The 26,263-nt window shown below is 69.3% G+C and carries 26 protein-coding genes and 2 pseudogenes; 13 read left to right on the top strand and 15 right to left on the bottom strand.

All coding sequences use genetic code 11. The features are described 5' to 3' along the window. The first annotated feature begins 61 nt into the window (after positions 1 to 61). Positions 62 to 1,114, top strand: a complete 1,053-nt coding sequence (locus G3I60_RS11600; RefSeq protein WP_203672729.1) for a helix-turn-helix transcriptional regulator — start codon at positions 62 to 64, stop codon at positions 1,112 to 1,114. 125 nt (positions 1,115 to 1,239) lie between these two features. Continuing rightward, entirely contained in the window at positions 1,240 to 1,671 is a 432-nt protein-coding gene (locus G3I60_RS11595; RefSeq protein ID WP_164293234.1) for a hypothetical protein, read from the top strand. Between the two features lie 205 nt (positions 1,672 to 1,876). On the opposite strand, the gene G3I60_RS11590 is transcribed toward G3I60_RS11595, so the two are convergent. The 4 genes from G3I60_RS11590 to G3I60_RS11575 form a co-directional block, all read right to left on the bottom strand. Further along, entirely contained in the window at positions 1,877 to 2,605 is a 729-nt protein-coding gene (locus tag G3I60_RS11590) for a class F sortase (protein ID WP_343240882.1), read from the bottom strand. Continuing rightward, complete coding sequence (locus G3I60_RS11585) at positions 2,602 to 3,423, bottom strand: hypothetical protein (RefSeq protein ID WP_164293233.1); 822 nt, start codon at positions 3,421 to 3,423, stop codon at positions 2,602 to 2,604. Before G3I60_RS11585 ends, G3I60_RS11590 begins: the two co-directional genes overlap by 4 nt. Before the next feature lie 303 nt (positions 3,424 to 3,726). Beyond that, positions 3,727 to 4,419: a metal-dependent transcriptional regulator gene (locus G3I60_RS11580; protein ID WP_164293232.1), complete on the bottom strand. Its 693-nt coding sequence runs from the start codon at positions 4,417 to 4,419 to the stop codon at positions 3,727 to 3,729. 8 nt (positions 4,420 to 4,427) lie between these two features. Beyond that, entirely contained in the window at positions 4,428 to 4,964 is a 537-nt protein-coding gene (locus G3I60_RS11575) for a YbhB/YbcL family Raf kinase inhibitor-like protein (RefSeq protein WP_164293231.1), read from the bottom strand. Between the two features lie 165 nt (positions 4,965 to 5,129). Here G3I60_RS11575 and G3I60_RS11570 point away from each other — a divergent pair, with 165 nt between their 5' ends. Further along, positions 5,130 to 5,834: a GntR family transcriptional regulator gene (locus tag G3I60_RS11570; protein WP_164293230.1), complete on the top strand. Its 705-nt coding sequence runs from the start codon at positions 5,130 to 5,132 to the stop codon at positions 5,832 to 5,834. Between the two features lie 177 nt (positions 5,835 to 6,011). Here the strand turns inward: G3I60_RS11570 and G3I60_RS11565 are convergent, their stop codons facing one another. Beyond that, complete coding sequence (locus G3I60_RS11565; RefSeq protein ID WP_239069735.1) at positions 6,012 to 6,560, bottom strand: TetR/AcrR family transcriptional regulator; 549 nt, start codon at positions 6,558 to 6,560, stop codon at positions 6,012 to 6,014. On the opposite strand from G3I60_RS11565, the gene G3I60_RS45345 reads away from it, so the two are divergent. After that, complete coding sequence (locus G3I60_RS45345) at positions 6,550 to 6,786, top strand: hypothetical protein (RefSeq protein ID WP_239069734.1); 237 nt, start codon at positions 6,550 to 6,552, stop codon at positions 6,784 to 6,786. The two genes, G3I60_RS11565 and G3I60_RS45345, sit on opposite strands and share 11 nt — an antisense overlap. 44 nt (positions 6,787 to 6,830) lie before the next feature. Here G3I60_RS45345 and G3I60_RS11555 read toward each other — a convergent pair whose 3' ends face one another. From G3I60_RS11555 to G3I60_RS11525, 6 genes are all read right to left on the bottom strand, one after another. After that, positions 6,831 to 7,892, bottom strand: coding sequence for a low specificity L-threonine aldolase (locus tag G3I60_RS11555; protein ID WP_164293229.1), 1,062 nt, complete (start codon positions 7,890 to 7,892; stop codon positions 6,831 to 6,833). Between the two features lie 135 nt (positions 7,893 to 8,027). Beyond that, complete coding sequence (locus G3I60_RS11550) at positions 8,028 to 8,603, bottom strand: helix-turn-helix domain-containing protein (RefSeq protein ID WP_164293228.1); 576 nt, start codon at positions 8,601 to 8,603, stop codon at positions 8,028 to 8,030. 324 nt (positions 8,604 to 8,927) lie between these two features. Further along, positions 8,928 to 10,790, bottom strand: a complete 1,863-nt coding sequence (locus tag G3I60_RS11545) for a serine/threonine-protein kinase (protein WP_164293227.1) — start codon at positions 10,788 to 10,790, stop codon at positions 8,928 to 8,930. A gap of 100 nt (positions 10,791 to 10,890) precedes the next feature. Next, a complete protein-coding gene (locus tag G3I60_RS11540; protein ID WP_164293226.1) occupies positions 10,891 to 11,481 on the bottom strand; it encodes a vitamin K epoxide reductase family protein in 591 nt (196 codons plus the stop codon). 464 nt (positions 11,482 to 11,945) lie between these two features. Next, positions 11,946 to 13,886, bottom strand: a complete 1,941-nt coding sequence (locus tag G3I60_RS11530) for an RICIN domain-containing protein (RefSeq protein WP_164293225.1) — start codon at positions 13,884 to 13,886, stop codon at positions 11,946 to 11,948. Between the two features lie 677 nt (positions 13,887 to 14,563). Further along, on the bottom strand, positions 14,564 to 15,403 hold the full coding sequence (locus G3I60_RS11525) for an SDR family oxidoreductase (RefSeq protein WP_164293224.1): 840 nt from the start codon (positions 15,401 to 15,403) through the stop codon (positions 14,564 to 14,566). A 92-nt stretch (positions 15,404 to 15,495) separates the two neighbouring features. On the opposite strand from G3I60_RS11525, the gene G3I60_RS11520 reads away from it, so the two are divergent. Together G3I60_RS11520 and G3I60_RS11515 are read left to right on the top strand one after the other, a co-directional pair. Then, positions 15,496 to 15,867 carry a helix-turn-helix domain-containing protein gene (locus tag G3I60_RS11520; protein WP_164293223.1) on the top strand — a complete coding sequence of 124 codons (372 nt, stop codon included), beginning with the start codon at positions 15,496 to 15,498 and terminating at the stop codon, positions 15,865 to 15,867. Positions 15,868 to 16,629: 762 nt separating this feature from the next. Further along, positions 16,630 to 17,319, top strand: coding sequence for a M24 family metallopeptidase (locus G3I60_RS11515; RefSeq protein ID WP_164293222.1), 690 nt, complete (start codon positions 16,630 to 16,632; stop codon positions 17,317 to 17,319). Between the two features lie 140 nt (positions 17,320 to 17,459). Here the strand turns inward: G3I60_RS11515 and G3I60_RS11510 are convergent, their stop codons facing one another. Then, on the bottom strand, positions 17,460 to 17,810 hold the full coding sequence (locus G3I60_RS11510; RefSeq protein WP_164293221.1) for a hypothetical protein: 351 nt from the start codon (positions 17,808 to 17,810) through the stop codon (positions 17,460 to 17,462). Between the two features lie 181 nt (positions 17,811 to 17,991). Between G3I60_RS11510 and G3I60_RS11505 the strand changes: the two are divergent. The 6 genes and pseudogenes from G3I60_RS11505 to G3I60_RS11480 form a co-directional block, all read left to right on the top strand. Next, positions 17,992 to 18,114: pseudogene (locus G3I60_RS11505) on the top strand (tRNA (adenosine(37)-N6)-threonylcarbamoyltransferase complex transferase subunit TsaD); the annotation flags it as partial. A gap of 122 nt (positions 18,115 to 18,236) precedes the next feature. Beyond that, positions 18,237 to 18,514 (top strand): annotated as a pseudogene (locus G3I60_RS44540) (isochorismatase family protein); the annotation flags it as partial. A 42-nt stretch (positions 18,515 to 18,556) separates the two neighbouring features. Then, the gene (argC, locus tag G3I60_RS11495) at positions 18,557 to 19,597 is read left to right on the top strand and encodes an N-acetyl-gamma-glutamyl-phosphate reductase (RefSeq protein WP_164293220.1); all 1,041 of its coding nucleotides are present in this window, start codon (positions 18,557 to 18,559) and stop codon (positions 19,595 to 19,597) included. Further along, a complete protein-coding gene (gene argJ / locus G3I60_RS11490) occupies positions 19,594 to 20,745 on the top strand; it encodes a bifunctional glutamate N-acetyltransferase/amino-acid acetyltransferase ArgJ (protein WP_164293219.1) in 1,152 nt (383 codons plus the stop codon). The genes argC and argJ overlap by 4 nt, the downstream gene beginning before the upstream one ends. Before the next feature lie 17 nt (positions 20,746 to 20,762). Further along, positions 20,763 to 21,674, top strand: coding sequence for an acetylglutamate kinase (gene argB / locus G3I60_RS11485; RefSeq protein WP_164293218.1), 912 nt, complete (start codon positions 20,763 to 20,765; stop codon positions 21,672 to 21,674). 154 nt (positions 21,675 to 21,828) lie between these two features. Continuing rightward, positions 21,829 to 21,981, top strand: coding sequence for a hypothetical protein (locus G3I60_RS11480; RefSeq protein WP_164293217.1), 153 nt, complete (start codon positions 21,829 to 21,831; stop codon positions 21,979 to 21,981). Positions 21,982 to 22,081: 100 nt separating this feature from the next. Here the strand turns inward: G3I60_RS11480 and G3I60_RS11475 are convergent, their stop codons facing one another. Further along, a complete protein-coding gene (locus G3I60_RS11475; RefSeq protein WP_138351944.1) occupies positions 22,082 to 22,540 on the bottom strand; it encodes a GNAT family N-acetyltransferase in 459 nt (152 codons plus the stop codon). A gap of 278 nt (positions 22,541 to 22,818) precedes the next feature. Next, positions 22,819 to 24,171: a lysine N(6)-hydroxylase/L-ornithine N(5)-oxygenase family protein gene (locus tag G3I60_RS11470; protein WP_164293216.1), complete on the bottom strand. Its 1,353-nt coding sequence runs from the start codon at positions 24,169 to 24,171 to the stop codon at positions 22,819 to 22,821. A gap of 246 nt (positions 24,172 to 24,417) precedes the next feature. Between G3I60_RS11470 and G3I60_RS11465 the strand changes: the two genes are divergently transcribed. Beyond that, the gene (locus G3I60_RS11465) at positions 24,418 to 25,365 is read left to right on the top strand and encodes a methionyl-tRNA formyltransferase (protein WP_164293215.1); all 948 of its coding nucleotides are present in this window, start codon (positions 24,418 to 24,420) and stop codon (positions 25,363 to 25,365) included. 108 nt (positions 25,366 to 25,473) lie between these two features. Here the strand turns inward: G3I60_RS11465 and G3I60_RS11460 are convergent, their stop codons facing one another. Beyond that, entirely contained in the window at positions 25,474 to 26,262 is a 789-nt protein-coding gene (locus tag G3I60_RS11460) for a (2Fe-2S)-binding protein (protein WP_164607077.1), read from the bottom strand. Between the last annotated feature and the right edge of the window lies 1 nt (position 26,263).

The raw sequence follows: 26,263 nt of genomic DNA, 5'->3' as shown, positions 1-26,263 counted from the left end.
CGGCTCTCCGGCGCAGGTGCGAGGGCGGTGGGCCGTCCTGTGCGACGTTCCGGGTTGGGGCATGCTGGGGCTGCGCACACGCGCTCTATTGCGGTGGCAGGGGGCCGGTCGGGTGTTACGCATTCACTTCACGGCGGAAGACCTCGCGCGGACACGTGTGGCCGCGACGATCGGAGTCGCAGCGGAGATCTACTACAGCCTGGAATTGCTGAGGGAGAACCGGGACCTTCCTCACTTCCGCTCGTGGCGTTCGGCGGTCGCGGGCCGGCTGGGCGGGGACACGCGCCCGCTGACGTCCTTGATTCCGGTGCGCGGTCCCGGGCTCGACCTGCTGGCCCTGATGGGTGATACGCCGTCCCTGGAACACTCCTTGGACAACCTGCTGCACGCCCCCGTGTCGCGGCTGCGACGCGAGTTCGAGGGGCTCAACTTCCATCCCGGACACTTGTCATGGGCCAGGCGGGTGTCGGAAGGGGACCGCGAAGCGCGCCGGGAGCTCGCCGACGCCGTGCGCGCCTGCCATCGGCTGACGGTGGAGCCGTACTGGCAACGAGGACGGTCGGAACTGGTCGCGCTGTCCACCCGCTCCGCGAACCTGGTGCTCGAGGGAGGCATCGATCTGCTGCTGCGCTCGATCTGCGCACCACTGGTCCGCTGGCGTCCTCCCGTTCTCGAAGCTCCCTACCCCCGCCGGGTCGAGGTGCGCCTCCAGGGCAGGGGGCTGATCATCACGCCCACGGTCTTCTCGACACGGCCTGTGAGCTTTCTGTGGGACCCGCTCGACACCGCCCAGCCACCCCGGCTGACGGTACCGGCCCTCCGTCGGCCGCTGACCGGTGCTGGACCGGCCGAACCGGACAACTCGCCCGTGCGGAACCTGGAGTCTCTCCTCGGCCGAACGCGAGCCGCTGCCTTGCAGGTGACAGCGGAAGGCTGCACGACGACCGAACTGGCACGCCGCCTCAACGTCTCCGCTGCAGCCGCCAGTCAGCACGCGACGGTGCTGCGGGACACCGATCTCATCACCACCAGCCGCCGAGGCGGTTCCGTGCTGCACCTCATCACCCCGCTGGGGCTCGCCCTGTTGAGGACCGGCACCATGACGGAGTCGTGAGCCACGGGGTCGCCGAGGTATCGGCCGTCGCGTCCCCCTTTTAAGCCGTGACTTAAGAGCTGGTCCGCAGATGGATGGCTCGCGCAGGATGTGAGGCCGCAACCGGCTCACATCCTGGAGATCGCATGCGCACTCATCTCGCAGCTGCCCTCGGCACCGTCGTGCTGACCGCGGGCACCTTGCTGGGCGCTCCCGCCGCCGGCGCTCACACCGCCGCCTACCCCTCCACCGATTTCGAAGTCACTGTCGGGAACACATGGACGAAGGGGACTGTGACGTGGCTGAACCGGTCGGTCGTGGTGACGGGGACACACAAGTCGGTGAGCTCGGCCGGCCTGGCGTACTGCCGGCTCACCTGGGCGTACACCTACAACGCCGCCGACACCGTGCAGCTGGGCTCGAACGACTCCAAGCCCGTCGATACGGCGTGCGGTACGTCCAAGAACTTCACCTTCACCGTGCCGGCCAATGTCGTCGGCGGAGCCGGGCTCGTGCGGGTCTGCCTCGATGACGGCAATTACAAGGACCTGCTCTGCCACCCGTACCGGCGGCCCTGACCCTTCCGACCGGTCGGACGGTTACGTCGTCGCAACAACCCCATGCCGGGATCTGCTGCCTCGGTGAGCAGGCTCGGCCGCGGTCATGCTGATGCCGCCTCAGGCTCCGGCTCCAACGTGCTGTCCCGTGTTGTGCCGCCGGCCGGGCGGCACAACACGGGACGCGCGGAAGCTCAGCTCGCAGCACGCTGCTTCGCCCTCTTCGCTACGCGGCAGCCGTCATGCGGGCGAATACCACGACATTGCTGTCGTAGTACCTCTTCTTCGGGTCGAACTCACCGCCGCAGGTGACCAGGCGGAGTCCCGCGTAGTCGAGATTCTTGTAGACCTCGAGCGTGGGGAACTTGGCCTTCGGATACTCGGCGACCCGGTCGACCGTGAACGTGGCCTTTCTGCCGTCCTGCCGGGTCACCTCGATGGTGTCACCGGCCTTCATGGTCTTCAGTTTCGCGAACACCGCCGCCGCACCGTTCCAGGTGACATGGCCGGCGATCACGGCCGGTCCCACGGAGCCGGGTGTCGGACCGGGTTCGTACCAGCCCGCGAGATCGGGGTCCTTGGGGGCCTTCATGACTCCGTCCTTGTCCTGGCGCAGCGTCTCCAGGTTGCTGGAGACGCCGAGGGACGGGATGGTGATCGTCTGCGGCGCCGATCGGGCCAGGGCGGGCGCGGCGTTTCCCGTATTCGATCCGCCCTGCGCTCCGGCCTCCGGCGACGCGCTCTGGGAGCCGCCGGCGGGCGCCTGGCCCTGTACGGCTTTCTGAGCCTGGCGCGCCGGGGGCGCAGCGGCGTCCTGGCCCCCGCACCCGGTCAGCGTCAGTGCGGCGAGGGTGAGGACGGCGGCCAGGCCGGTGACTCCGCGGCCGCGGGGTCGCGCGGTAGCGGCGTCGGGCGCAGGAGGCGCGGTCGGTACGGAGAGGTGAGCGGGCTTCACGCGGCGCTCCTCAAGGACTCCGTCCGGACGCCGGCGAGCGCACGCCGACGCCTCACGACGACCGCCGCGCCGACCGCCGCCACGGACACGGCTGCCGCGCTGCCGGCCAACGCCGTCGGCACCATCGCGCTCTGCGGGTCACCGCCCCCGGTTTCGATACCGCCCACCGGAATGGACCCCACGGACGCGCCCATGACCATTCCGCAGTTGGTCGGAGCCGTGGCCTCCTGAGGGAGCTTCGGGTCGAGCTCGCTCACCCCGGCCCCTTCGAAGTCGTACTTGTCGTTCTTGTTGCGGTCGATGCCGTGCTGCACGATGTGCAGGTCCTTGATGTGGTCGACCACTTCCTTGGAGACGGTGAGCGTCCGCTTGTAGGAGAGCTTGCCCTGCTTGTCGGCGACGGGCATGCGGTCCACGGCGAGACCGCTGGTCGCCAGGGTGTCCCCGGACGTGGTGAGCGAGATGTTGATGTTGCCGTAGTCCACGGTGGCCTCGGTGTTGCTGAGGACCCCGTCGGCGTTGGTGTCGTCGCTGGCGTCCGGGCAGTGGAAGTCATGGCCATTGGTCGAGCCGTGCAGATGCTGGGCCGAGGGCTGTCCGGGCACCATGCCCTCGGACTCGATCTGCACAGTGAGTTTGTTGCCCTTGATGCTGAGCATGGCGGTACCCCGGGAACCGGAGTTGTTCAGCTGCGCCAGGTCGATCTGATAGGCGTTGCCGCCCTCCGCGAGAGCTGGCGAGGAGAGTCCCACGGTCAGGAACATGGCGGCAGGCAGGGCGGCGAGTACCACGAGGCGACCGGTGCGCTTGGCTATCACATTCGCTCCTGTTCCGCGGCCCCCGAGGGAGGAACCGCAGATCGTACGGGGGTGACGCGAGATCCCGGGGAGGGTCTCTCTGCTTCTTCGGAGCCCCAACGCCGTTGGATTGGTGGTTCTTTGAAAAACTTCTGAACGGGCCGTCGGGCAGGGCGCAACCTGCCCGGTGATCCCACTGCGGGGTCCCGCAGCCATCTGCCGTGACGTGTCAGGAGACCGTCGGGGGCCTCGGCCACGCTCGTGGTCGAGGCCCCCGACGGTCTGCGCCGGCCACGACAGCGGGCGCGCGTGCCGCAGTTGAGCTCAGCGCTCGGCCACCAGGACGTAGGCGGCCGTCTGCACGGAGAGTTCGACCGCCTCCGCGCCGCTGCCGACCGTCACGCCGCCGGGCGAGGACATCACGTTCACGACAGCGCCGGGCCGGATCCCGGCGTACCGCAGGGTGTGCATCAGGTGGGGGTCGGTCTGGATCGTCTCCCCGATGCGCCGTACGACGGCACTCGTTCCGTTCGGCCCGAGCTCAAGGTCGCTGATGCTGACCATTCTCTCGTCGGGGAAGGGATCCATGGTGCTCGTCCGGCCGAGTTCCTCCAGACCCGGGATCGGGATGCCATAGGGCGATTTCGTCGGGTACTGGAGCAGTTCCAGGATGCGGCGCTCGGCGGCTTCGCTCATCACGTGTTCCCAACGGCAGGCTTCGGCGTGGACCTGCTCCCATTCCAGCCCGATCACGTCGACGAGAAGGCACTCCGCGAGGCGGTGCTTACGCACCACGCGCATCGCCAGCCGCCGGCCGTGCTCGGTCAGTTCCAGGTGTCGGTCGGCGGCGACATGCAGCAGGTCGTTGCGCTCCATGCGGGCCACGGTCTGGCTGACGGTGGGGCCGCTCTGGTGCAGCCGCTCGGCGATACGGGCGCGCAGGGGGACCAGGCCGTCCTCCTCGAGCTCCAGGATGGTGCGGAGATACTTCTCGGTGGTGTCGATGAGGTGGGTCATGCCGTTGGTCAGGCGGGGGTTTCGGCGGTGGCGGTCAGCACCGCGCGGCCGAGGATGTGGCCGGCCATGGTGAAGCCGAGGACGGCCGGGGTGGCGTCGGCCGCGACGCCGATGGACTCGACGTCGAGGGCGTGCACCACGACGAAGTAGCGGTGCGGGCCGTGTCCGGCCGGCGGTGCGGCGCCGATGAAGCGTGCTGCGCGGGCGTCGTTGGGCAGTTGGAAGGCGCCTTCGGGCAGGCCCGATCCGGCGTCGCTGCCGACGCCCTCGGGCAGTTCGGTGACGGTTGCGGGGATGTCGGCGACCGCCCAGTGCCAGAACCCGGAGCCGGTGGGGGCGTCGGGGTCGTAGACGGTTACGGCGTAGCTCTTGGTGCCGTTCGGGGCGCCGTTCCAGGACAGCTGCGGGGAGACATCCTTCCCACCGGGGACGCCGGCGGAGAACTGCTCGGGCGACCAGGCGCCGCCGTCGGTGACGGCGGTGCTGGCAACAGTGAAGGAGGCCGCCTCAGGGAGGCGGGCGAAGGGGTTGTTGGCGGTTGTCACGTCGTTCCTTTCGGGCCGTTCGGGCCGTGCTGCGGAGTGGCGGCGATGCGGTGTCGACGGAGGGACGGCGGTGCCGCGCAGGAGCACTGCCGTCGGCTCTCATCGCCGATGAATCGACGATAACACTAATAATCGATTATTGAAGGGATCGTCTATGATGAGGCCATGACGCAGACGGCCCACACCTCGACTTCGCCGGGCAAGCAGATGCTCTCCGAGCAGGTCTACACACACCTGCGGGACTCGATCATGCGCGGGGATTACGCCCCGGGTGACGCCCTCAAACCGCAGAGCCTCGCCAAGGAACAGGGCGTCAGCCTGGCCGTCGTACGCGAGTCACTGGTGAGGGTGGTCGGCGAGGGCCTCGCCGACCGGCTGCCGAACCGCGGCTTCGCCGTCCCGGCCTTCTCCGACCGCCGCTGGCAGGAGATCGCGGAAGCCCGCCGGACCATCGAACCGGTCATGTTGCGCATGTCCATCGAGCGCGGCGATGTCGACTGGGAGGCTCGCGTACGAGCGGCCCACCACCGCCTGGCCCGCACCCCGGCATACGTGCCAGGAGAAGGCGAGTACTACAGCGACGCATGGGCCGCGGCCCACCGCGACTTCCACCGCACCCTCCTGGAGGGATGCGGCAACCCGGTCCTGTTGGAGACCTTCGACCGGATGTGGATTGCGAGCGAGCTGGCACGCCGCTGGTCGGCGCACCGTCGACCCGAGCGTGACGGAGCTCCCGAGCATCGCCGGTTGGAGGAGACCGCGCTGGCCCGCGACGCCGACGCCGCAGCCGAGGTACTGACCCAGCACCTCACCATGACGGCGGTCGCACTGACCGACTGCCCCCACCACGAACCCTCGGTTGACGCCTGATGTACTCGCCCACCCGCCGGACGCTCGCAGCCTACGAGCGCTGCTGGAAGAGGCTCGAACATTTCGACTCCGGCCAGTTCGTCGTGCCAGGGGGAACGTCTAGCGGGACGGGACAACCGCACCGTCACACGTAGATCACAGCCGCGTGGGACACACCCTCCGTCCTGTCCCCAGCTGTCATCTACGGACCAGGCAGCGGTACTCGCCCGCGCGGCCGTTGGCCCTGAGCCCGTTCATACGGCAGGGCCGGCCTGGGTCGTCACGCCGAGGAAGGTCGGGTGCGCAGGCCGTCGATGACGAGATCGAGGATGCGTGCGGCGCGTGCCTGGCTCTCCGGCCCCGGGGGATGCGCCACAGCACGCTGAGTTGCAGGAGCACGTCCTCCGGATCGGTTCCGGGTTTCAGGGTGCCGTCGGCGACGCCGGCGGCCAGCAGGACGGCGATGGCACCGAGGAAGGGCTCGTAGTTCTCGTCGTCGAGGCCGCCGTTGGTCGCGGCGTGGATCACTTCTGCCACGCCGTATTTGAGCTCTCCGTAGCGGGCGACTTCGTTGAACCAGCGCCGCAGGGCATCCAGCGGTGGGAGCGAGGCCGCAAGGGTGTGCGCCAGGTCGATGACCTTCTGGATCTCCTGGTGGTAGAGCTCGACGATGAGCGCCTCCCGGGTGGGGAAGTGCCGGTAGAGCGTGCCGACGCCGACGCCGGCCTGCTTGGCGATGGCGGTCATCGAAGCGCTGGACGACGCGGCGAACGCCTCGCCCGCGGCAGCGAGGATCCGCGCCCGGTTGGTGACGCGTCCGTACGAGCGGCTCGGGGTGGCGTTGGGTTCACGGGGCCGCCGAAACCGCCACAACACCGACAAGGCCCACCGGATGACGGGCTGGCAGCCCCGGCCCGCCCAGGAGACCGTACTGGACTGTGCCCGCAGCCTTCTGGCCCACGACGCCCTCTGACAGATACGCACCGTCGGCCTTGTGCGCAGCACCTGGGCCGTCGGTCAGCGGGTGTGGCGGCGGACTGCGTCGAGGAGTTGGTCGACGTCGTCGGCGCTGTGGGAGAAAGCGGTGACGAACCGGACGATTCCCGGTTCCCAGCGGTCGTGATAGAAGGCGTAGCCCTCGGCGAGGAGTCCTTCGGTGACCTGCTGGGGCAGACGGCAGAAGAGGATGTTGGCCTGCGGCGTGGCCAGCAGGCCGGTGCCGGGAATGGCTTTGAGGCCGTCGCCGAGCCGGGTGGCCATCGCGTTGGCCTGGCGGGCGTTGTGCAGCCAGAGGCCATCGGTGAGGTAGGCGTCGATCTGGGCCGCATGGAAGCGCATCTTGGAGGCGAGCTGGCCGGCCCGCTTGGCGCGGAAGGCGAGCTCGGCGGCGAGCGCGGGGTCGAAGCAGACGATGGCATCGGCCGTCATCGCACCGTTCTTCGTGGCGCCGAACGACAGGACGTCGATGCCGGCCTTCCACGTCATCTCGGCCGGGCCGACGCCGAGATGGTCCAGGGCGTTGGCGAAGCGCGCGCCGTCCATGTGGACGCGCAGTCCCGCGTCCTTGGCGATGGCGGACAGGCGGCGGATCTCCTCCACGGTATAGACGCTGCCGCTCTCGGTGGCCTGACTGATGCTCACCACGGACGGCTGCACGCTGTGCACGTCACCGGCCCGCCGGCCCACCGCCGCCCGCAGCGCTTCCGGGTCGATCTTGCTGTCAATGCCTGGGACACCGACGAGCTTGGCGCCGTTGGTGAAGAACTCCGGAGCGCCGCATTCGTCGGTGTTGATGTGGCTGCCGGGATGGGAGAGCACGCTGCCCCACGGTGGTGTGAGGGCGGCCAGGCTCAGGCCGTTGGCGGCGGACCCGGTGGAAACCGGGAAGACATCGACGTCCCGCTCGAAGATCTCGCCGAGCCTGCGGCGGGCGTTGTCGGTGAAGGGGTCGTTGCCGTACGGCAGGACCTGCCCGACGGCCGCGCCGGCGACGGCCCGGACTATCTGCTCGGATGCCCCGGCCATGTTGTCGCTGATGAACGCACGGCTGGAGGGCGTGATGGCGATGGTGGTGCTCATGAGGGGTGTTCCTTGCTCTCAGGCACTGATGGGGGGCGTCTTGGAATCAGGCCCTGATGGGGGGTGCGTCTTGGTATCAGGCGCTGATGGGGGGTGCGTCTTGGTATCAGGCGCTGATGGGGGGTGTGCCTGGTATCAGGTGCTGATGGGCGAGGCGAAGACGACGGTGATGTCTACTTCCTCGGCGCCAGTGCGGTAGAAGTGCGGTGCGTCCCCGGCGAAGGCGAGCATGTCGCCGGGACCCAGATCCTGCGGGGCGTCGACAGGGCCGGCGGTCACGTGCCCGGTGGCAACGAGCAGGTGCTCGATCGTGCCGGTGGCGTGCGGGACACCGGGCAGCTCCCTCTCGGGTGGAATGCGCAGCCGCCAGATCTCCAGGCTGTTGCCACTGCTGATGCGGCGCAGCAGTTCCCGGGAGACCTCGCCGGGCTCGGTGTCCGTGCCCGGCCGGAAGACCGGCCCGGTGTCGGCGTCACGTGCCAGCAGGTCGGCGATCGGGATACGCAGGGCGATCGCGATCGCGTCCAGGGTGTCGATCGTCGGATTGCCGTTGCCGGACTCCAGCTGCGACAGCGTGGCCTTGCTCAGCCCGGCGCGCCGGGCCATCTCCGCGGCGCTCATCCCACGCTGCTGGCGGCGCAGGCGGATCTTCGCGCCGACTGCGGCTGCGGTACTGCTCACCGGCTGGCGGCCGGCCGGCGGGGGTGTCATCAGCGGCTCCGTTGCGGTGCGGTGCAGGACACGCGGACGGTGCCATCGAGGTGGGCGCGGACCTGTGCGCCGACCCGAATGGCCTCGATTGAATGAACCATGCGTTCACTATACCGAACACTCGACGCAGTATTTAACCCATCGTTCGTTTTAGTGAACGCCCCTCACTGCGGGGAGCCGATCGTCCGGTCCGACGAATGGCGAACGCCGCGCGCCGCGGTACCAGCGGCGAGGCCGGCGCGCGCAGCCGGTGGCCGGCGCGACGTCACGGTAAAGGTTGTCGAAGCGGTGGTGCGCCTCCGGCCAGGCGCCGACGGCCCCCCGCTACGAGGACTTCCGCACGTACTCTCCCGGTTCGGCGTCCGCGTCCATGCTGTACAGCAGCAGATGGCCGTCGCGACCGACCATGAAGAAGATCGCGGAGGGCTCACGGCAGCCCTTGCCCGACTTCGCCGCGTAGGTCGGCGGGCTCAGCGCCAGCACCGGGGACACCGCGCCGATGGCGAGAGTGCTGTCGCAGAACTGCTCCGTGCCGTCCTCCATGCCCGCCATGCCCGAGATCCGCACCAGTCGGCCACCGACCGGGCCCTGCGTGATCGAGATCAACTCCTTCTCCCGATAGGCCGGGTTGGCCGGCACCCAGACGCCGACGTACTGGTCCGGCACCGCGGTCCCTCCGCCGGCCGACCGGTAGAAATCGGCCGTCAGGCCGCCGGACGTCCACACCAGCACGTCTCGCGACCGCACCTTGAGGGTCTGCTGGGACAGCGGCTTGCAGCGTCCCTGCGGAACTCCCGCGGTCACCTGGCCCGCGGCGACGACCACGGTGTCGGCATCGGTCGACACCAGCTTGCTCCGCCCTGTGCACTGCACATTCCGGTCGGTGTCGATGTACGCGGCGACCTTGTCGCCCGGCCGGCCCGGTGAGATCTCCAGCCGCAGTACCCGCTTCGGCAAATCGGAACTGCCCTCGACCACGCCTTCCCAGGCGCCGACGAACTCATTCGGAACTCCCGGCCCGGCGCTCGGTGATGCCGAATTCGACGCCGGCGCGGTCGCCGAGTGTGTGCTGCCCGCCGCGGGGTCCTTGTCACCACCGTCACGCAGGATCAGCGCCACGCCCGCGGCCACCGCGGCGAGCGTCACCACTGCGGCCAGCACCGGCCGCCACCGCCGCGTGAACCGCGTCGGCGCCGTCGAGCCCTGCGACGGTGTCTGAGCGGCGAGTACCAGCGGCGGTGCGTCCGCGGCGATTACCCTCGGCAATGCCTCCACAGGGGGTATCTGCGGCGGTGTCTCCGCGGTGAGGATCCGGGCGGCGAGCCGGCCGAGCTCAGTCAGCAGCTCCGCGGGCAGCCACGGCCCGTCCGCGTCGGCGTGGGTGCCCGCGGCGAGCTGTTCGGCTGTGGGCCGCCGCTGCGGGTCCTTGTCGAGACAGGCCGTCACCAGACCGGTCAGCGCCTGCGGCACCCCGGTGAGGTCCGGTTCCTCCTCGGCGGCACGGAACATCAGCGCGTGCGGCCCCAACTCGGCCGAGCCGAACGGCAGCCGCCCCGTCGCCGCGTACACCAGCACGGAGCCGAGGCTGAACACGTCCGCGGCAGCCGTCACCGGCTGTCCGCGCACCTGCTCCGGCGACATGAAGCCCGGCGAGCCGAGCACGACCCCGGTCGAGGTCCGCACGCTGCCCGCCGCGGTGTCGAGCGCCCGGGCGATACCGAAATCGATGATGCGCGGGCCGTCGACCGTCAGCAGGATGTTCGACGGTTTGAGATCGCGGTGCACCAGACCCGCGCCGTGGATCGCGCACAGCGCACGGGCCAGCCGCCCCGCCAAAGCATGCAGTGTCGCCTCGGGCAACGGCCCGTAGCCCGACCCGACGACCTGGTCCAGTGCCGGCCCCGGCACGTACTCGGTGGCCACCCACGGGGCCGCGGCCTCGGTATCGGCGCCCAGAACCGGCGCCGTCCCCTCACCGCCCACCCTGTGCAGCGCGGCAACCTCCTGACGGAACCTGGCCCGGAACTCCGGAACCTCCGCCAGCGCCGCCTTGACCACCTTCACCGCCACGGCCCGACCGCCCGCGGAACGCCCCAGGAACACCTGGCCCATACCGCCGGCACCCAGCCTGCCGACCAGCGTGAACTCCCCTATCCGCGGCGGATCCCCCGGCTCCAGGACGTGCATCCGTGCCCCACTCTCCCCCGTGTACGTCAACCCGCTCCGCGCAGCGGCGACACTACCGGCCCGAACAAGAACCCGCCCGCAGTGCCTGCACCCCAAGAGATCAGCTTCGTGGCGATGCCGTATCGGAGCGCAGGAACCATCCGGTCGCCAGGACGGCGGTGCGCATCCTTGCCGGGACCCGGATGAGGCCACGCTCGATGTTGTGCACACTCATGTACCAGAAGAGGGTGATGGAGACGGTCCACGTCAGACAGCACCACAGGCACAGGGAGTCGGCATTGCGGAGCGACTGGTACAGGAGCCAGGTCGCGAACCCGGCACCGAACAGGGAGCCTGCCTGCGCTCCGAGCCAGAACCAGCTCCTATGGCGGGCGCCCGCGAGCAGACTCATACCGATACAGACCACGATCGGATACGCGATCATGCCGATCATCGAGGTCGGGAAGCCGAACTCCTGCGCCTGTGAGCCCTGTGAGCTCTTGATGATGGTGCCGCAGGGGGTGACCCAGTTCTGACCGCAGCCCAGGTCCTCAAGAACGGTGAAGTCGTGCAGGGTCATCACGGATGCCGCGAGCGTCCCGAGCGCGCCGCAGATCACCAGCAGCCAGCCGAAGCGCCGTCCTGTTCCGATAGTGCCCGTGGTGGTCGCGCGGTCGCCATCGGTGATCCGATCGAGCGGGGACGTCGTCATATCGCCCTTCCATAGATCCGCAACCATTCAGAGCAACCTATAATCCGCCCGGGCCGTCATGTGCACGATCGTGGGCGGAATACCGACCCCACACGAGCAGGGCCGGCCGGGAGTTGGTCTCGGTGGTCCAGGCACGGAAGCGCTGGGCGTGGTCCAGATCCCAGGTCTGGCGCTGGGTATGGGTGAGGCTGCGGCGCGGCCGGCCGGCCGGCCGCGAAGCGGGGATCAGTTCGGCGAGGACCTCGGCGATGGAGGCCGCCCACTGCGCCAGGCTGATCCGTGTCGCGGCCGCCCGGCTCCCGACCGGTGCCCAGCGTGGAGAGCGACTTTCGTGCACCGGTCGCGCGACTTTCGTCGATGGCACCGGATGAGTTGGGGAGTGGGACCGCCGCACGCTGCGGCGGCCCCCCTCGTGCCGGAGCAGATGCCGGGTCGAGCGTGTGCTCGGACCCGGTCCCGGCGGACTACCCGATGGTCCAGTGCTGGAGCGCGGAGTTGGTGTCGGCTTGTTGTGTCAGCAGCGCGCCGTCGGCTGTGGAGGCCGTGGTCAGCAGCAGTCCGCTCTTGACCGACTTGACGGTGTAGCCGCCGCCCGCCAGTGGGGTCACGGTCCACTCCTGGTTCGTGGTGCCGGAGCAGGTCCACTGGATGATCTTGGCTCCGGCGGCCGTCGAGCCGCCGTTCACGTCGGCGCAGAGTCCCGAGGTGCCGTTGACGAGGGTGTAGGAGCCGTCGGACTGCTGTGTGAACGTCCACTGCTGGTTCGCGCCGCCGTGCAGGGCCCAGGTGATGAGCTGCGTGCCGGTGGTGGTCGAGCCGCCCGGGTCGTCGAGCGCCTTGCCGCCGGTGGTGAGCGTGTGCACGCCGTTGAGGTTGCCGGTGCCGGAGCCGGGCCAGAGCGGGTTGCGGCCGACGGCGTCCATGGTCGGGACGAAGGCGGCGTAGGTGGCGGCGAGTTTGGGGGTGCCCCAGGTCATCTGCGCCAGATCCCGCATGGGGTACTTGATCCCGGCCGCGGTCTGGTCCTGCGTCTCGGCGCTGGGGTTGTCGCACCAGACGTGGAGCAGGGAGCCCAGGTTCTTCGAAGCGCTGTTGATGGTGTTGCCGCCCTGGAACAGGTCCGGGTTCCAGGTCTCGTACATCCACGTCGTGTTCGGCTTCGAGCCGCCGTAGACGTAGTAGGTCGGGTCCCAGGACTCGTTGGCGACAGTGTGCCCGGCGTTGATCAACTGCTGCGGTGTGAGGCCGTAGTTGTACCAATACTCGACGACGATGTCGGCGTTCGGGGAGATGGTCCCGTCGCCGGCCTTGATGCCGTCGTTCCACATGCGGGTGGTCTTGGCTCCGGTCTTGACCAGGCTGTCGGCCCAGTTGATGAAGCCGTAGTAGGTGTCCTTGGCCGTGGCACTGGCACCGTAGTTGGCGCGGGCGTAGGTGAGCAGTTGTGGGTAGGCACTGTAGTTGGTCACGTACTCGTCCGCGCCGATGTGCCAATAGCGCGAGGAGGCGAACAACGGCAGGTACTCGTTGACCAGATCACTGATCAGGGTCCGCGCGCCGGGGATGGACAGGTCGATGAAGGCGCTGCTGACGCCTCCCGAGCTGTCCTTGAGCCGGTAGTCGTGCCCGATGTTGAGCTCGCCGGTGAGGATCGCGTCCATGTGCCCCGGCATGTCGATCTCCGGCACGATCGTGACGTGGTACTTGTTGCCGACCGCGATGATGTCGGCGATGTCCTGCTTGGAGTAGTGCTGGGTCGACGTGACCTCGGGGTGTGTACTGCTCTCCAGCCGGAACCCGAACGTGTCCGACAGGTGCAGGTGGAGGTAGTTCATCTTCAGGTAGGCCATGTCGCGGATCTGGTTCTCGACGAACGGCACGTCGAAGAACCGGCGCCCGGTGTCGATCATCAGGCCGCGCTCGGCCTTGGTCGGCGAGTCGGTCGCCGTGCCGGCGGTGATCGTCGAGCCTTGGTGCAGCATCTGCAGCACGGTCCGGGTGCCCCAGAACTCGCCGGTCGTGGTGGCGCCCTGGACGCTGATGCTGCTGCCGACGGTCATGGCGTAGCCCTCGGCGGGAAGCCCGTTGCCGCCGAGCGTGAGGGCGATGTCGCCGACGCCCGCGGCACCCTGCACGACGGCGACCGTACGGCCTTCGAGGGCGGAAAGGTCGGCGGCGAAGGTGTTCGCGTCTGCGGTGAGCTGTGCGGCATAGGCGGGGTCGACGACGACGCGGCTGGCGGAGGTGAAGCTGAACGAGCCGGTGCCGGCGGTCCAGGAGCGCAGGGACGGGACTGTCGTCGGGGTGCCAGTGGCGGCGTGGGTCGCCGGCGCCGCGGCGAGCAGGTAGACGGGGACGAGGCTGGCGGCGAGGGCGGCCGCGGCCAGGGTTCTGAGGGGTCGCATCGGGTGTCCGGTCTGTCGGAGGGACGGTGCGGCACGGTGCGGGGTTGTGCGCGATTCACTGCTCGATCTGCGCGGTATAGACCACGTGGAGCTTGTAGTGCGCAGTATTGGACAGAAATCCGGGGCGTGGCAAGGGTCTGATAGCGGGTAATTGCTGCCCACTGCCGCATGGGGCGGCCGATCCATCGGCACCACAACTCGAACGCGCCGCCCGCGAACACGCTCTGCCCTCTGACGGCCCGTCGGGTGAGCAGGCCGTCTGACCGCTCTGCGAGCCCTGGGCCTCCCCGACGACTTTCGCGGGCGTACTCCTGACCAGGGGCGCCGCTACGAAGGACGATCTTTGGTGCCGGGTTGCCCTCACCGGACCATCGCAGGTACTCCCAACGCATCCAGCGGGCTTGTCGTTGCCGACAAACCCGCTGGTCGCACTATCGGGACGACAGGATGTGAACCTGCGACCCTTCGACCCCATGCCGCGCACCGTCCGAAGGACACTCGGTCCTGGCCCTGGGACGACGACACAGCCGATCGGCTCCCGGCCAACTGCAAGGACAACGAGCCTTAGCGGCCTCGGATCCGGCCGACAGGGCCGCCCTCAGGGGCAGCGCACCGAACGCCGGCACGAGGAGGGGTACGGCCCCCAAAGGTGTCAGTTCCAGCGGCGCTGACCGGTCTCAGCGGAAGGCTGCGACATTGCGGGCGGCCCAGTCGGCGAACCGACGCGGGGCGCGGCCGAGGACCCGCTGGACGTCCGGGCTGACGCGCAGCTCGGCCGGGCTCGGCGAACCGAGGATGTCCAGCGTGTCGTCGGCGAGCTCCGCCGGCATGCTCTGGGTCATGGCGGCCTTGGCCTCGTCGCGGGTGAGTTCGTGGAACCTCACCGGCGAGCCCAGCGCGGCGGCGAGGGCCTCCGCCTGCCGGCGCGGAGTGATCACCTCCGGACCGGTGAGCTCGTACACACCGCCGGTGTGCCGGTCCTCCACCAGGCAGGCCGCCGAGACCGCGGCGATGTCCGCCGGGTCGATGATCGGCAGCCCGACGTCGCCGAAGGGCGCGGCGACGAGCTGTTGCGTGCGGACGGAATCGGCCCACCACAGGGCGTTGGAGGCGAAGCCGCCCGGTCGCAGGATGGCCCACTCCAGACCGGACTCCCGCAGCGTGTCCTCCAGTGCGCGCATCGCGATCCGCGTTTGGCCGGAGGGCCTGGTCGCCACGCCCTGCGTGGAGAGCAGGACGACTCGGCGGACCCCGCCGGCCGCAGCTTCGCCGATGATGTCGGCGGGGTTGGCTCCAGTGGCGTGCAGGTCGCCGGACAGCAGAAGGAACAGTGCCTTCGCCCCGGCCAGCGCGGGCTTGAGTGTGGCGGGCTCGGCCAGGTCGGCCACCATGTGGCGGACGCCGTTGGGCACCGCCGCCCCGTGTCGTGACACCGCCGTCACCTGATGGCCCGCCTCGGCCAGTGCCTGCGTCAACGGCCGGCCGATATTCCCGGTAGCCCCGGTTACCACGATCATGATCAGCTCCTTGTCGGATGTCCTCAGTGGTCTGCACGCTAGGAGCACGGGCTTACTTTTCGTAAGGACATACCCCGAGGTAAGCTCCTGACATGACGGAAGGCGTGCAGGACAGACAGGCCGAGGCGGGGAAACGGTATGACGTGTTTCACACCGACTGCCCCGCGCGCGATGTGGTCGACCACGTGACCAGCAGGTGGGGCGTGTGGGTGCTGATCTCCTTGCGGAGCAACAGCCTCCGGTTCTACGAACTGCGCGACAGCATCCGGGGCATCAGCGAGAAGATGCTCGCGCAGACCCTGCGCGGGCTGGTCCAGGACGGCCTGATCTGGCGGGAGGTCGAACCGACGACGCCGCCTCAGGTGACCTACGGGCTGACCGAGTTCGGCCGGGACGTCGGCGAGCCGCTGACGGAGCTGTTCGACCGGATCACGCTGCGGCTGTCGCCGCACAGCGCGGGATAAGTCGCCGCCGCGGTTGTGGCGACGGCACTGCCGTGCGCCCCTACGGAACCACTCCGATTCAACGTCGGCGGCTACGGCGAAGACATGGGCCGATCCCGCTTCGACGGAAGAATCGCGGCGCCCCGCTGGCGACCGGTGAAGGGGGCGGGGCGCCGAAGGAGACGTGATGATACGTCAGCTCACGGCGCGCCCGACGCGCTCCTCGACACCTACGAGGCCGAGCGGCGGCCGGTCGCGCGGCATGTGCTCGCCCTCACCACCCTAGTCTTCGAGCAGGACCGCGTGGACAAGGACCGCGGCTTCTCCCAGCGCGGCGGCGCGACCTTCCAACTGGGCCTCGGCCACCGCGAGAGCCCCCTACCCGCGAGTACCGAGAGGGCCTGGGCGACGACGCGCTGCGCGCCGGAGACGCGCCCCCGACGCCCCCTGTGGGCCCATCCGTCTCTTCGACCTCGTCCGCGGCCCGCACGCCACTCTCCTCGCCTTCGGCGGGACCGATGCCCCAGCCTCGGAACGCTCCAAGCCGGTCCGGGTCGGCCGGCCCGGCGAGCAGGGCGACGTCATCGACGTGGACGGGCACGCACACAAGGCGTACGGGGACCGTTGGCTCTTCTCGTACGGCCCGATGGGTGTGTGGCACTCGCGACGGAGGACCCGGCGGACCTGGCCTCGTACGAGGTCCACCAGCCAATCGTTCGTAGCGATCGTAGCTGTGGATACGTCGTCTGGTCGCGATGCGGGCGGATCCGTAGGCTCGGCCGCATGCATGATGAATCCGAACGCGTGGAGAGCCTGTTAGACGCCCAGGCCAAGGCCGTTGCCCTCTTCTCCGAGGTGCAGAGTCGGCGGCTGGTCACCACGGGCGAGAGTGAGCAGGGGATCAGTGAGCGGATTCGCGATCTCGCGCAGGAGTTGTTCGGCGTGCGGCGCGGTGAGGACGAGCGGATCGTCCGGTCGGGCACGAACACCCTTCAGCCGTATCAGGTGCGCCCGGAGGATCGGCTCGTCGACGCCGACGAGGTCGTTGTCTGTGACCTGGGCGGTGTCTTTGAACAGAGGGAAGCCCACTTCCGACGTACTGCGGTTCTCGGCGGGTCTCCTGTCAAGCTGCGGCTTCGGGACGATCTGCAACTGATCTTCGAAGCGGGCAGGCGCGCGTTCGAGAGCGATCCTGGCATAACCGGCGAAGAGCTCTTCACGGTCATCGCTGAGCTGACAACCGAGGCGGGGTGGGAGTTCGGCAGCCCGCACGCTGGGCATCTGGTGGGCGAGGTCCCCCCGGAGACGGTCGCCCAGGACGAGGTCATGTCCTTCATCGCACCTGGCAATACGCAGCAACTGCGGCGCGAGGACAAGGCCGGGCGTCCCTGCCACTGGGTGCTGGAGGTGCACCTCGTCGATCGGGATCGCGGGTTCGGTGGTTTCCACGATCAGCTGCTCGACCTCGGCTGATCGTGGCCGTGGCCGTGGCTGCACCGGGCGGATCACATCGGCCCGACGGGTGCCCTGGTCGCCCGGCCATGATGCGGTCTCACCCGGACGCTTCCGGGGCAGCGGTGCACCGGGGCGGTCGGCGCTGGTTACCAACGCATTCATCGTGTGGCGGTGACGGTGCGAATGTCGGCCAGCCCGCAGAGCAGGCGACCGGCATCTACTGCCGCGACGAGGACAGCGTCCTCGATGCCTTCGTCTGCCGCATGTGACTGAGCCCATGTCCCGGGTTCGACCAATGAGACGAGCACATGCCCATGGACCGCCGCGGCGTGCCATCCCGGACTGAGTGCCAGGGAGGAGGTGCAGGCCAGCTTCAGGCGGCCGGTGTCCAGTTGCGTGATCCGGTCTGCTTCGACGGTCACCGTGCAGTGCGTCATCGGCCACAGGCCGCCGTCCCACTCGCGGCGGGTCGGCCGACGCATTCCCGCGGACTTCAGCCGTACCGCCAAATCGGCGTACCTGACCGCGTCAGGCGGCTGGACCGTTATGGCTGAACGGCGTTCACCGTCCCGCAGGACCACGGTGGCCAGGCCCCAAGAAGTCCGATTCATGGCTCTGGACGGTAGCGGCGTACCCGCGCTCAGGTGTCCCGTATGCCCAAAGTCCACCGGATCGGGCGACCCCCACCCCGTCGGCGACCTACTGGTGCGGGCCGGCGCGCAGCCGGCCCCGCTGGAGGTGTCGATCGACCCGTACGCACCGCTGGACTTCGCGGCGCTTCACCCGGTCGCGCGCACCGCGCGAGCCTCCTGACGACTGCCCGCACCCTCCGCATCCGGTCGGGCTCATCGAGGATGCTTGGACGAGATCATTCGACATTAGGTTAGGCTAAGCTAAGTCACATCGCAGTGTGTGCCGGGCCGTCAAGGGGAGGAGCAGCCATGGGGATGCCGGTGGTCTTCAGCGCCGAGCCGGCTGCCCAACAGCCTGGCAGCCGCGGTCTCGTGGCGTCTGTGGGGTGTATGCGCACCTCGGCGTCCTCCTGAAGGCCGCAGACGCCTTCATGAACGACATTCAGCCTTTCGTCGTCGCGGGCGCCGTGGCCGACTTCTCCGCCGAGGAGCACGCCATGGCCCTGCGGTGGGCCGCGCACAACGGCAAGGTCCGCACCACCAACGCCCTGCTGCTCCACAGGACCCCTCGGGACGCCTGACGCGTCTTCGCATGCTCCCACTGACAGAAAAGACGGAAGAACATGACCGTACGGGTCGCGGTGGCCGGGGCCAGTGGCTACGCCGGCGGCGAGATCCTGCGCCTGCTCGACTCACATCCCGGCGTGGAGATCGGTTCGGTGACGGCACACAGCCGCGCCGGCCAGGTGCTCGGTGAGGTGCAGCCGCACTTGTCCGCTCTCGCCGACCGAATGCTCAAGGAGACTTCGGCGGGCACCTTGCGCGGGCACGACGTGGTGTTCCTCGCCCTCCCGCACGGCGAGTCGGCGTCCCTGGCCCGTCTGCTGGGGGAAGACACCCTGATCGTGGACTGCGGCGCGGACTTCCGTCTGCGCGACGCCGGCGACTGGGAACGCTTCTACCACTCCGAGCACGCCGGGACGTGGCCGTACGGACTGCCCGAACTACCGGGCGCCCGAGTCGAACTGAAGGGCGCGAACCGGATCGCCGTACCGGGATGCTTCCCGACCGCCGTCAGCCTGGCGCTTTTCCCGGCCTACGCGGCCGGGCTCGTGGAGCCCGAAACCGTGATCGTGGCGGCCAGCGGAACCTCGGGCGCGGGCCGGGCGGCCAGAGCGCACCTTCTGGGCTCCGAGGTGATGGGCTCGATGACCCCGTACGGCGTCGGTGGCGTCCACCGGCACACCCCGGAGCTGGCGCAGAACCTGTCGCGGGTGGCAGGCGAGCAGGTCACCGTGTCCTTCACCCCGATGCTGGCACCCATGCCACGCGGCATTCTGGCCACCTGCTCGGCCCGTCTGCGCCCCGGCATGGGGGTCGACAGCGGCACGGACGAGGTGCGCGCGGTCTTCGAAGCCGCGTACGCCGACGAGCCGTTCGTCCGGCTGTTGCCGCCCGGCCAATGGCCCTCCACCGGATCGGTCCTGGGTTCCAATACCGTGCACGTGCAGGTGGCTGTGGATGCGGCCGCCGGTCGTCTGGTCTGCGTGAGCGCCATCGACAACCTGGTGAAGGGCACCGCGGGTGGCGCGGTGCAGAGCATGAATGTCGCCCTCGGCCTGCCGGAGTGGCTGGGCCTGCCCACGAATGGAGTGGCTCCGTGACCGTGACCGCTGCCCGCGGGTTCCTTGCGAGCGGTGTGGCCGCCGGCATCAAGGAATCCGGCGATCCCGACCTGGCCCTGGTCGTGAACCAGGGGCCGTCGCGTGCCGCCGCCGGGGTCTTCACCTCGAACCGGATACAGGCCGCGCCGGTGCGCTGGTCCCGCCGGATGCTGGCGAACCATCGGCTCTCCGCGGTGGTCCTCAATTCCGGGGGCGCCAATGCGTGTACCGGCCCGGCCGGAACCGAGGACGCGCGTCTGATGGCCGAGCGCACGGCCATGGCGGTCGGCGCGGAAGTGAACGACGTGGCGGTGTGCTCGACCGGGCTCATCGGCGTACCACTGCCGATGGACCGGGTCACGGCGGGCATCGACACCGCGGCCGACCGGCTGTCGGCCGTCGGCGGCGAGGACGCGGCCGTGGCGATCAAGACGACGGACTCGGTGCACAAGACCGCGGTGGCGCCCCGGTCCGGGTGGACCGTCGGCGGTATGGCGAAGGGTGCGGGGATGCTCGCGCCCGGGCTGGCCACCATGCTGGTGGTCCTCACCACGGACGCCGAGATCGACGGCCCGGCTCTCGACTCCGCGCTGCGCGCCGCCGTACGCACCACCTTCGACCGGGTGGACTCGGACGGCTGTATGTCCACCAATGACAGCGTGCTCCTGCTCTCGTCGGGCGCCTCCGGCGTGACCCCGGACGACGGGGAGTTCACCGACGCCGTGCACGCGGTGTGCCTCGACCTGGCGCGTCAGTTGGTGGCGGACGCCGAGGGCGCGTCGAAGGAGATCGAAGTGGCCGTCGTCGGCGCGGCGTCCGAGGAGGACGCCGTGACGGTGGGCCGGTCGGTGGCCCGGAACAACCTCCTCAAGTGCGCGCTGCACGGGGAGGATCCGAACTGGGGCCGGGTGCTGTCGGCTATCGGCACAACGGGCGCCGCCTTCGACCCGGACCGCCTGGACGTGGCGATCAACGGCGTCTGGGTCTGCCGGGACGGCGCGGCCGGGGAGGCCCGCGACGAGGTCGATCTGTCGGGCCGCCAGGTCACCGTCACCGTCGATCTGCGCTCCGGCAACGCCTCGGCGGCCATCTGGACCAACGACCTCACCGCCGAGTACGTCCACGAGAACAGCGCCTACAGCTCATGAACGGGACGGGGACAGGGATGAAGGCTCCCGTCGAACAGCACGTGGCCGCGGCGGACCTGCCACCGGGGGACCTTCCCTGGCAGGAGGAACTCCAGGGCCGGACGGTCGTCATCAAGTTCGGCGGCAACGCCATGGTGGATCCCGCGCTTCACCGGACGTTCGCTCAGGACGTGGTGGAGCTGTGGCACGCGGGGCTGCGTCCCGTCGTCGTGCACGGCGGCGGACCGCAGATCAGCGCGATGCTTGCCCGGCTCGACCTGGAGGTCCGCTTCGAGGCGGGCCTGAGAGTGACGACTCCGGAGACCATGGACGTGGTCCGTATGGTGCTGACGGGTCAGGTCCAGCGTGAGCTCGTCGGTGCCATCAACGCCCACGGGCCGTTCGCCGTGGGCATGTCGGGCGAGGACGCGCACACGATGACCGCGGTACGACGCGCCGCCCTGGTGGACGGCCGGCCGGTGGACATCGGCCTGGTCGGCGACGTCGTGGCGGTGGACCCCGGTACCGTACAGGTGCTGCTGGAGCAGGGCCGCATCCCGGTGATCTCGCCGGTCGCGCGCGGCACGGACGGGCGGGTCTACAACATCAACGCCGATCTCGCGGCGTCCGCGCTGGCCGTCGCGCTCGGCGCGGAGCGCCTGGTGATGCTGACGGACGTGGAGGGGCTGTACGCGGACTGGCCGCACAGCACCGAGGTGATCGAGCATCTGACTGCCGGTGAGCTGGACGTGCTGCTGCCGGGCCTCGCCGGCGGGATGCTCCCGAAGATGGAGGGCTGTCTGCGAGCGGTCCGCTCAGGAGTCGGCCGGGCGCACGTGCTCGACGGACGGGTACCGCACGCGGTGTTGCGCGGCGTCTTCACCGGGAGGAGCCCCGGCACCACGGTCGTACCCGACAGCACACCCGACAGCGGAGGAACGAGCTCATGACCGCCGCCGGCGCCGCACCGCTGACCGACCGCTGGCGAGCGGTGATGATGGACACCTATGGCACTCCCCCGCTGGCTCTGGTCCGCGAAGACGGCCGCACCGTGTGGGACGAATCGGGCCGCGCCCACACGGACTTCACTGGCGGGATCGCCCGGTGGCGGCCCGGATTCAGCGGGCGGCGCAGGAGGCCGGGTTCCTGGTGAACGCCGCCGGCGACCGGACCGTGCGGTTGGCTCCCGCTCTGACGGTCACGGAGGCGGAGATCGCCCAGTTGGTGGGAGCGTTGCCGGCCATCCTCGGCACGTGACGTCAGCGCGAGTGACGTCCACTCGGTGCGAAAGAGGGCGGGACCCAGCCCTTACGGCTCGGATTCCGCCCTCTCGTCGTGACGGCTCACCAGGTGGCGCTCACAGGACCCGGGCGAGTACGCGGGCGCCCCGCCGGGGGTCCAGAGACCGTGCCCAGGACAGAGGGGCCAGGCTCGGGCACGTAGGAGCGAATCCGTGCCGCAGGAAGAGGCGGCCACTGCCCGTCGTCGCCGTGAACAGCGCGTCCAGCGACTGCGCCCGCCCACGGGCCAGGGCGGCGCCCAGAAGCCGTGCCCCCACACCACTCCCCTGCATGTGCTGCGCGACGCAGAAGTTGTACAGGACCCCGAGGGCCCGGCCGTCGCGCGTCGGGTCCGGGTCGTCGACGCGCAGCGCGAGGCAGCCGTCCAAGGTGCCGTCAGGCGCCTCGGCGACCAGGAAGTCGGTCGCTTGCGACGCGTAGACATGGAACGGCCGCTCACGTAGTACGCCCGCGCGGATGAACGGACGTGAGAGAGCGGCGAGAGCGGCGGCGTCCCGGGAACCGGCCGAGCGCACGGACGACGTGGGGGTGTGGGGTGGGCAAAGCGATTGGTGCGCGCGGGACGACAGCCTCACAGCTTGTGCCCCTCCCCCACGTCCCGCCCGTCCACGAACGTCGCCACGACCTCGATGTCCCCGATCCTGGACCGGATGTACGCGTTCGTCAGCCTCGTACAGAGCATGATTCCGTCCCTGGGGTGTGTCGGGGCCGGGGCCGACTGCATCCCTCCAAGCGGCGCCTGGGTTCCACCGACAGGGACAGCCCCCGGCGCGGGTGCTCGTCGAGTGCTGGACTAGCGGGCCGTACCGATGCCGTCAGCGAGCGGCTGGGCCGTGGCCGGGGCGGCCTTCAGGTCGCGGTCGATGATCGATTGCAGGATCTCGCCGACTCTGATCGCCGTGTTGGACAGCAGGGACGACGTAATCCCGTGGGTGTGCTCGGTGCCGCCCTGGAGGTAGATGCCGCAGCGCAGTTCGGGGTGGGTCGCGACACGGTAGTCGCGCTCGACCCGGATGCGTCCCTGGTCGTCGCGGTGGCAGCGGTCCCCGACCTCGCCGAGGAGGCCGACGGGGTCTGCCTGGCTGTAGCCGGTGGCGTAGACGACGACGTCGGCGTCCAGCGTCGTCTCCTCGCCGGTGATGAGGGACTTGACGGTGGCCCGGACGTTGTCCTGTGTCTCCTCCACGCCGGTGAGCCGCGAGACGTTGATGAAGCGCAGCCGCTCGGTACCGAGGACACGCTCCTGATACGCCTGCCGGTACAGGTCGTCGATCAGGTCGATGTCCACCACGGAGTAGTTGGTGTTCCCGTGGTAGTCCATCAGCTTCTGCTTGATGTCGTCGGGGGCCGTGAAGTACTCGTCGACCGCGGCCGGGTCGAAGATGCGGTTGGCGAAGCTGCTGTCGTCGGCGGGGCTGTAGCCGTAGCGGGAGAAGACGGCGCAGACCTCGGCCCCGGGGAAGCGGCGGTGCAGGTAGGCCACGTTCTCGGCGGCGCTCTGGCCGGCGCCGACGACAACGAAGCGGGAGGGGTTGGTGCCCTCCAGTCCGTCGACCTTCTTCAGCAGCTCGGAGTTGTGCCAGACGCGGTCCGTCCGGTCGACGCCCTCCGGCATGACGGGACGCAGTCCGGTGCTGATGACGAGGTTGCGGGCCCGGTGGACCACGACCTCGGATCCCGAACGGGCTGTCACGTCCAGGTACTCCACCACACCGTCGCGTACGACGGGCTCGACGGCGATGACCTCGTGGCCGTAGGAGACCATGTCGTCGACCTTCGCCGCGGCCCACTCGAAGTAGTCGTGGAACTCGACGCGGAGCGGGAACAGGTTCTTGGCGTTGACGAAGTCGATGAGGCGGCCCTTGCTCTGCAGGTAGCAGAGGAAGCTGTATTCACTGGCCGGATTCCGCAGCGACACCAGGTCCTTGAGGTAGGACACCTGCATGGTCGCGTCGTCGATCAGCATGCCGCGGTGCCAGCCGAACTTCGGCTGCTGCTCGAAGAAGTGAGCGGTGACCGCCTCCTGCCTGCCGACGCGAGCGTTGTGCTCGCTGAGCGCTATCGCCATGGCCACGTTGGACGGCCCGAAGCCGATGCCAATGAGGTCGTGGACCAGAGGTGCGTCGCCAGGAAGAACCTGAGACATGTCACTCCCATCGTGCGGGACAGCCGCGTGTGAGGTGTGGGTGAGGACGAGGCGTCGGGCACACCGGAAGCGGCGGCCGAGCGGAACTTAGGTAAAGCTAACCTGATCTGGCCAACCTGTCACGCGGGCAAAACAGGCAAACCGTCAATCATGCCGTCAAACGCCCAAGAATCCCGGGCTGTTGTACCCTTAGGTAAGCCTTGCTTTACTTAGCGCCGGTCATTCGCTCTTTCGAGGAGGAACCCCATGCGGGTCGTCATGTTCGGTTATCAGACCTGGGGGCACCGCACCCTGCAAGCGCTCCTCGACTCCGAGCACGACGTGGTGATGGTCGTGACGCATCCCAAGAGCGAGCACGCTTACGAGAAGATCTGGAGCGACTCGGTGGCCGAGCTGGCCGAGAAGCACGGAGTCCCCGTGGTCATCCGCAACCGGCCCGACGACGAGGAGTTGTTCGACCGTCTCAAGGAGGCCGACCCGGACATCATCGTGGCCAACAACTGGCGTACGTGGATCCCGCCGCGCATCTTCAACCTCCCCCGGCACGGAACACTGAACGTCCACGACTCGCTGCTGCCCAAGTACGCCGGCTTCTCGCCACTGATCTGGGCCCTCATCAACGGCGAGCCCGAGGTCGGCGTCACGGCCCACATGATGGACGACGAGCTCGACGCGGGCGACATCGTCCAGCAGCGTGCAGTCCCCGTCGAGCCGACCGACACGGCCACCGATCTGTTCCACAAGACGGTCGACCTCATCGCCCCGGTGACGACCGGCGCCCTCGCTCTGATCGCCGCCGGGCGGACCGAGTTCACCCAGCAGGACCGCTCCCAGGCCACCTTCTTCCACAAGCGGTCCGAGGAGGACATCCGCATCGACTGGAGCTGGCCGGCCGAGGACCTCGCGCGCCTGGTCCGCGCCCAGTCCGCCCCCTACCCCAGCGCCTTCGCCTTCCACAACGGCAAGCGCCTCGAAGTGCTCTCCGCCGTCGTGTCCCAGGGCCGGTACGGCGGCACCCCGGGCCGCGTCTTCTACCGCGAAGGTGACGGCGTGGTGATCGTCGCCGGGGCCGACGCCCGCACGGGCCGCAACCACGGCCTGGCCATCAGCCGCGTACGGACCGAGGACGGCCAGGAGATGCCGGCCCTCGAGTACTTCACCTCCATGGGCGGCTACCTCACCAGCCGTCCCTGACCCGTCGGCTGAGCACCAGGGGCCCAGGCGATCCTGGGCCCTCGGCACCGCCTTACGCGCAGGAGGTTGGGCCGACCCGACTCAGAGGAACGGTATAACCCATCCGCGTCACAGCCGGAGGTGAGCGTCCGGGGCCGCACGCTCGGCTCGCACAGCTTCGAGCCATCGCTCCTGACGGCTCCCGGGAGCGAGCAGGACGCAGTCGTCACAGTTGCCCGCATCGGGGATGCGGTAGTTGAGGCAGCAGGTGGTTCTGGTGAAGAACGGGTGCCCGGCCACAGGTTCCGTCTGGTGGCCGGTGCCGGGGCCGTCGCCGAGGCCGAGGAGCCGGTCGCCCAGGGCGATCGCTTCGCGTGCGTGGGACGGCCGTTCGTGGGCGATGACGCCGACGACGCCGGTCAGTGACGAGGCGGCGTTGCCCCAGAGCAGCCGCGGGGAGACCTTGACGACTGCGCGGGTGAGGTCGGCCAGCGGCTGCAGGATTCGGGCCATCGCCCGGTAGAGCGGTTCGGCTGTGTCCTCAGGGCAGTTGGTCTCCATGCCCCTGGGCTCGGACAGGCGGAGTGGGAGCGGGCCGGCGGCCGAGGCCCGCCAGGACAGCCGGGTCGGCGTCCAGTCCAGGACGGTGCGGTGCAGGACGGCCGCGCCGAGGACGGGGAACCACAGGCGAGCTGCCAGGTCCTGGTAGACGCTGGACGCCGCGACGCGCAGCTCGGTGGTCCGGTAGGCCTCTGCGGTGGCGAGGATGCGTGCTTCGAGGGCGTCGCGGTCGCTGAGCAGTTCGCTCAGCGACCGCCAGCCGGGCCCGTCGTGGGCGGTGAAGAGGTGGAAGTGGTCACCGAGTTCGGAGACTTCGGCGATGATCTGGCCGAGCCGGGCCGGTTCCATCGGTTCCATC

The sequence above is a fragment of the Streptomyces sp. SID13666 genome, from assembly GCF_010548325.1.
Classification (GTDB): domain Bacteria; phylum Actinomycetota; class Actinomycetes; order Streptomycetales; family Streptomycetaceae; genus Actinacidiphila; species Actinacidiphila fildesensis.
This window is presented reverse-complemented; position numbering and strand designations above follow the sequence as displayed.

Coding starts and splice junctions, on each gene's coding strand:
- G3I60_RS11545 (WP_164293227.1), bottom strand. CDS start 10,790: ATGCACGTCCTGGAGCCGGGGGATCCGCCGCGGATAGGGGAGTTCACG.
- G3I60_RS11470 (WP_164293216.1), bottom strand. CDS start 24,171: ATGTCTCAGGTTCTTCCTGGCGACGCACCTCTGGTCCACGACCTCATT.
- argC (WP_164293220.1), top strand. CDS start 18,557: ATGACCGTACGGGTCGCGGTGGCCGGGGCCAGTGGCTACGCCGGCGGC.
- G3I60_RS11515 (WP_164293222.1), top strand. CDS start 16,630: ATGCATGATGAATCCGAACGCGTGGAGAGCCTGTTAGACGCCCAGGCC.
- G3I60_RS45345 (WP_239069734.1), top strand. CDS start 6,550: ATGGCGGTCATCGAAGCGCTGGACGACGCGGCGAACGCCTCGCCCGCG.
- G3I60_RS11525 (WP_164293224.1), bottom strand. CDS start 15,403: ATGATCGTGGTAACCGGGGCTACCGGGAATATCGGCCGGCCGTTGACG.
- G3I60_RS11465 (WP_164293215.1), top strand. CDS start 24,418: ATGCGGGTCGTCATGTTCGGTTATCAGACCTGGGGGCACCGCACCCTG.
- G3I60_RS11565 (WP_239069735.1), bottom strand. CDS start 6,560: ATGACCGCCATCGCCAAGCAGGCCGGCGTCGGCGTCGGCACGCTCTAC.
- G3I60_RS11555 (WP_164293229.1), bottom strand. CDS start 7,892: ATGAGCACCACCATCGCCATCACGCCCTCCAGCCGTGCGTTCATCAGC.
- G3I60_RS11540 (WP_164293226.1), bottom strand. CDS start 11,481: ATGACGACGTCCCCGCTCGATCGGATCACCGATGGCGACCGCGCGACC.
- G3I60_RS11520 (WP_164293223.1), top strand. CDS start 15,496: ATGACGGAAGGCGTGCAGGACAGACAGGCCGAGGCGGGGAAACGGTAT.
- G3I60_RS11460 (WP_164607077.1), bottom strand. CDS start 26,262: ATGGAACCGATGGAACCGGCCCGGCTCGGCCAGATCATCGCCGAAGTC.
- G3I60_RS11530 (WP_164293225.1), bottom strand. CDS start 13,886: ATGCGACCCCTCAGAACCCTGGCCGCGGCCGCCCTCGCCGCCAGCCTC.
- argB (WP_164293218.1), top strand. CDS start 20,763: ATGAAGGCTCCCGTCGAACAGCACGTGGCCGCGGCGGACCTGCCACCG.
- G3I60_RS11550 (WP_164293228.1), bottom strand. CDS start 8,603: ATGACACCCCCGCCGGCCGGCCGCCAGCCGGTGAGCAGTACCGCAGCC.
- G3I60_RS11580 (WP_164293232.1), bottom strand. CDS start 4,419: ATGACCCACCTCATCGACACCACCGAGAAGTATCTCCGCACCATCCTG.
- G3I60_RS11595 (WP_164293234.1), top strand. CDS start 1,240: ATGCGCACTCATCTCGCAGCTGCCCTCGGCACCGTCGTGCTGACCGCG.
- G3I60_RS11570 (WP_164293230.1), top strand. CDS start 5,130: ATGACGCAGACGGCCCACACCTCGACTTCGCCGGGCAAGCAGATGCTC.
- G3I60_RS11600 (WP_203672729.1), top strand. CDS start 62: ATGCTGGGGCTGCGCACACGCGCTCTATTGCGGTGGCAGGGGGCCGGT.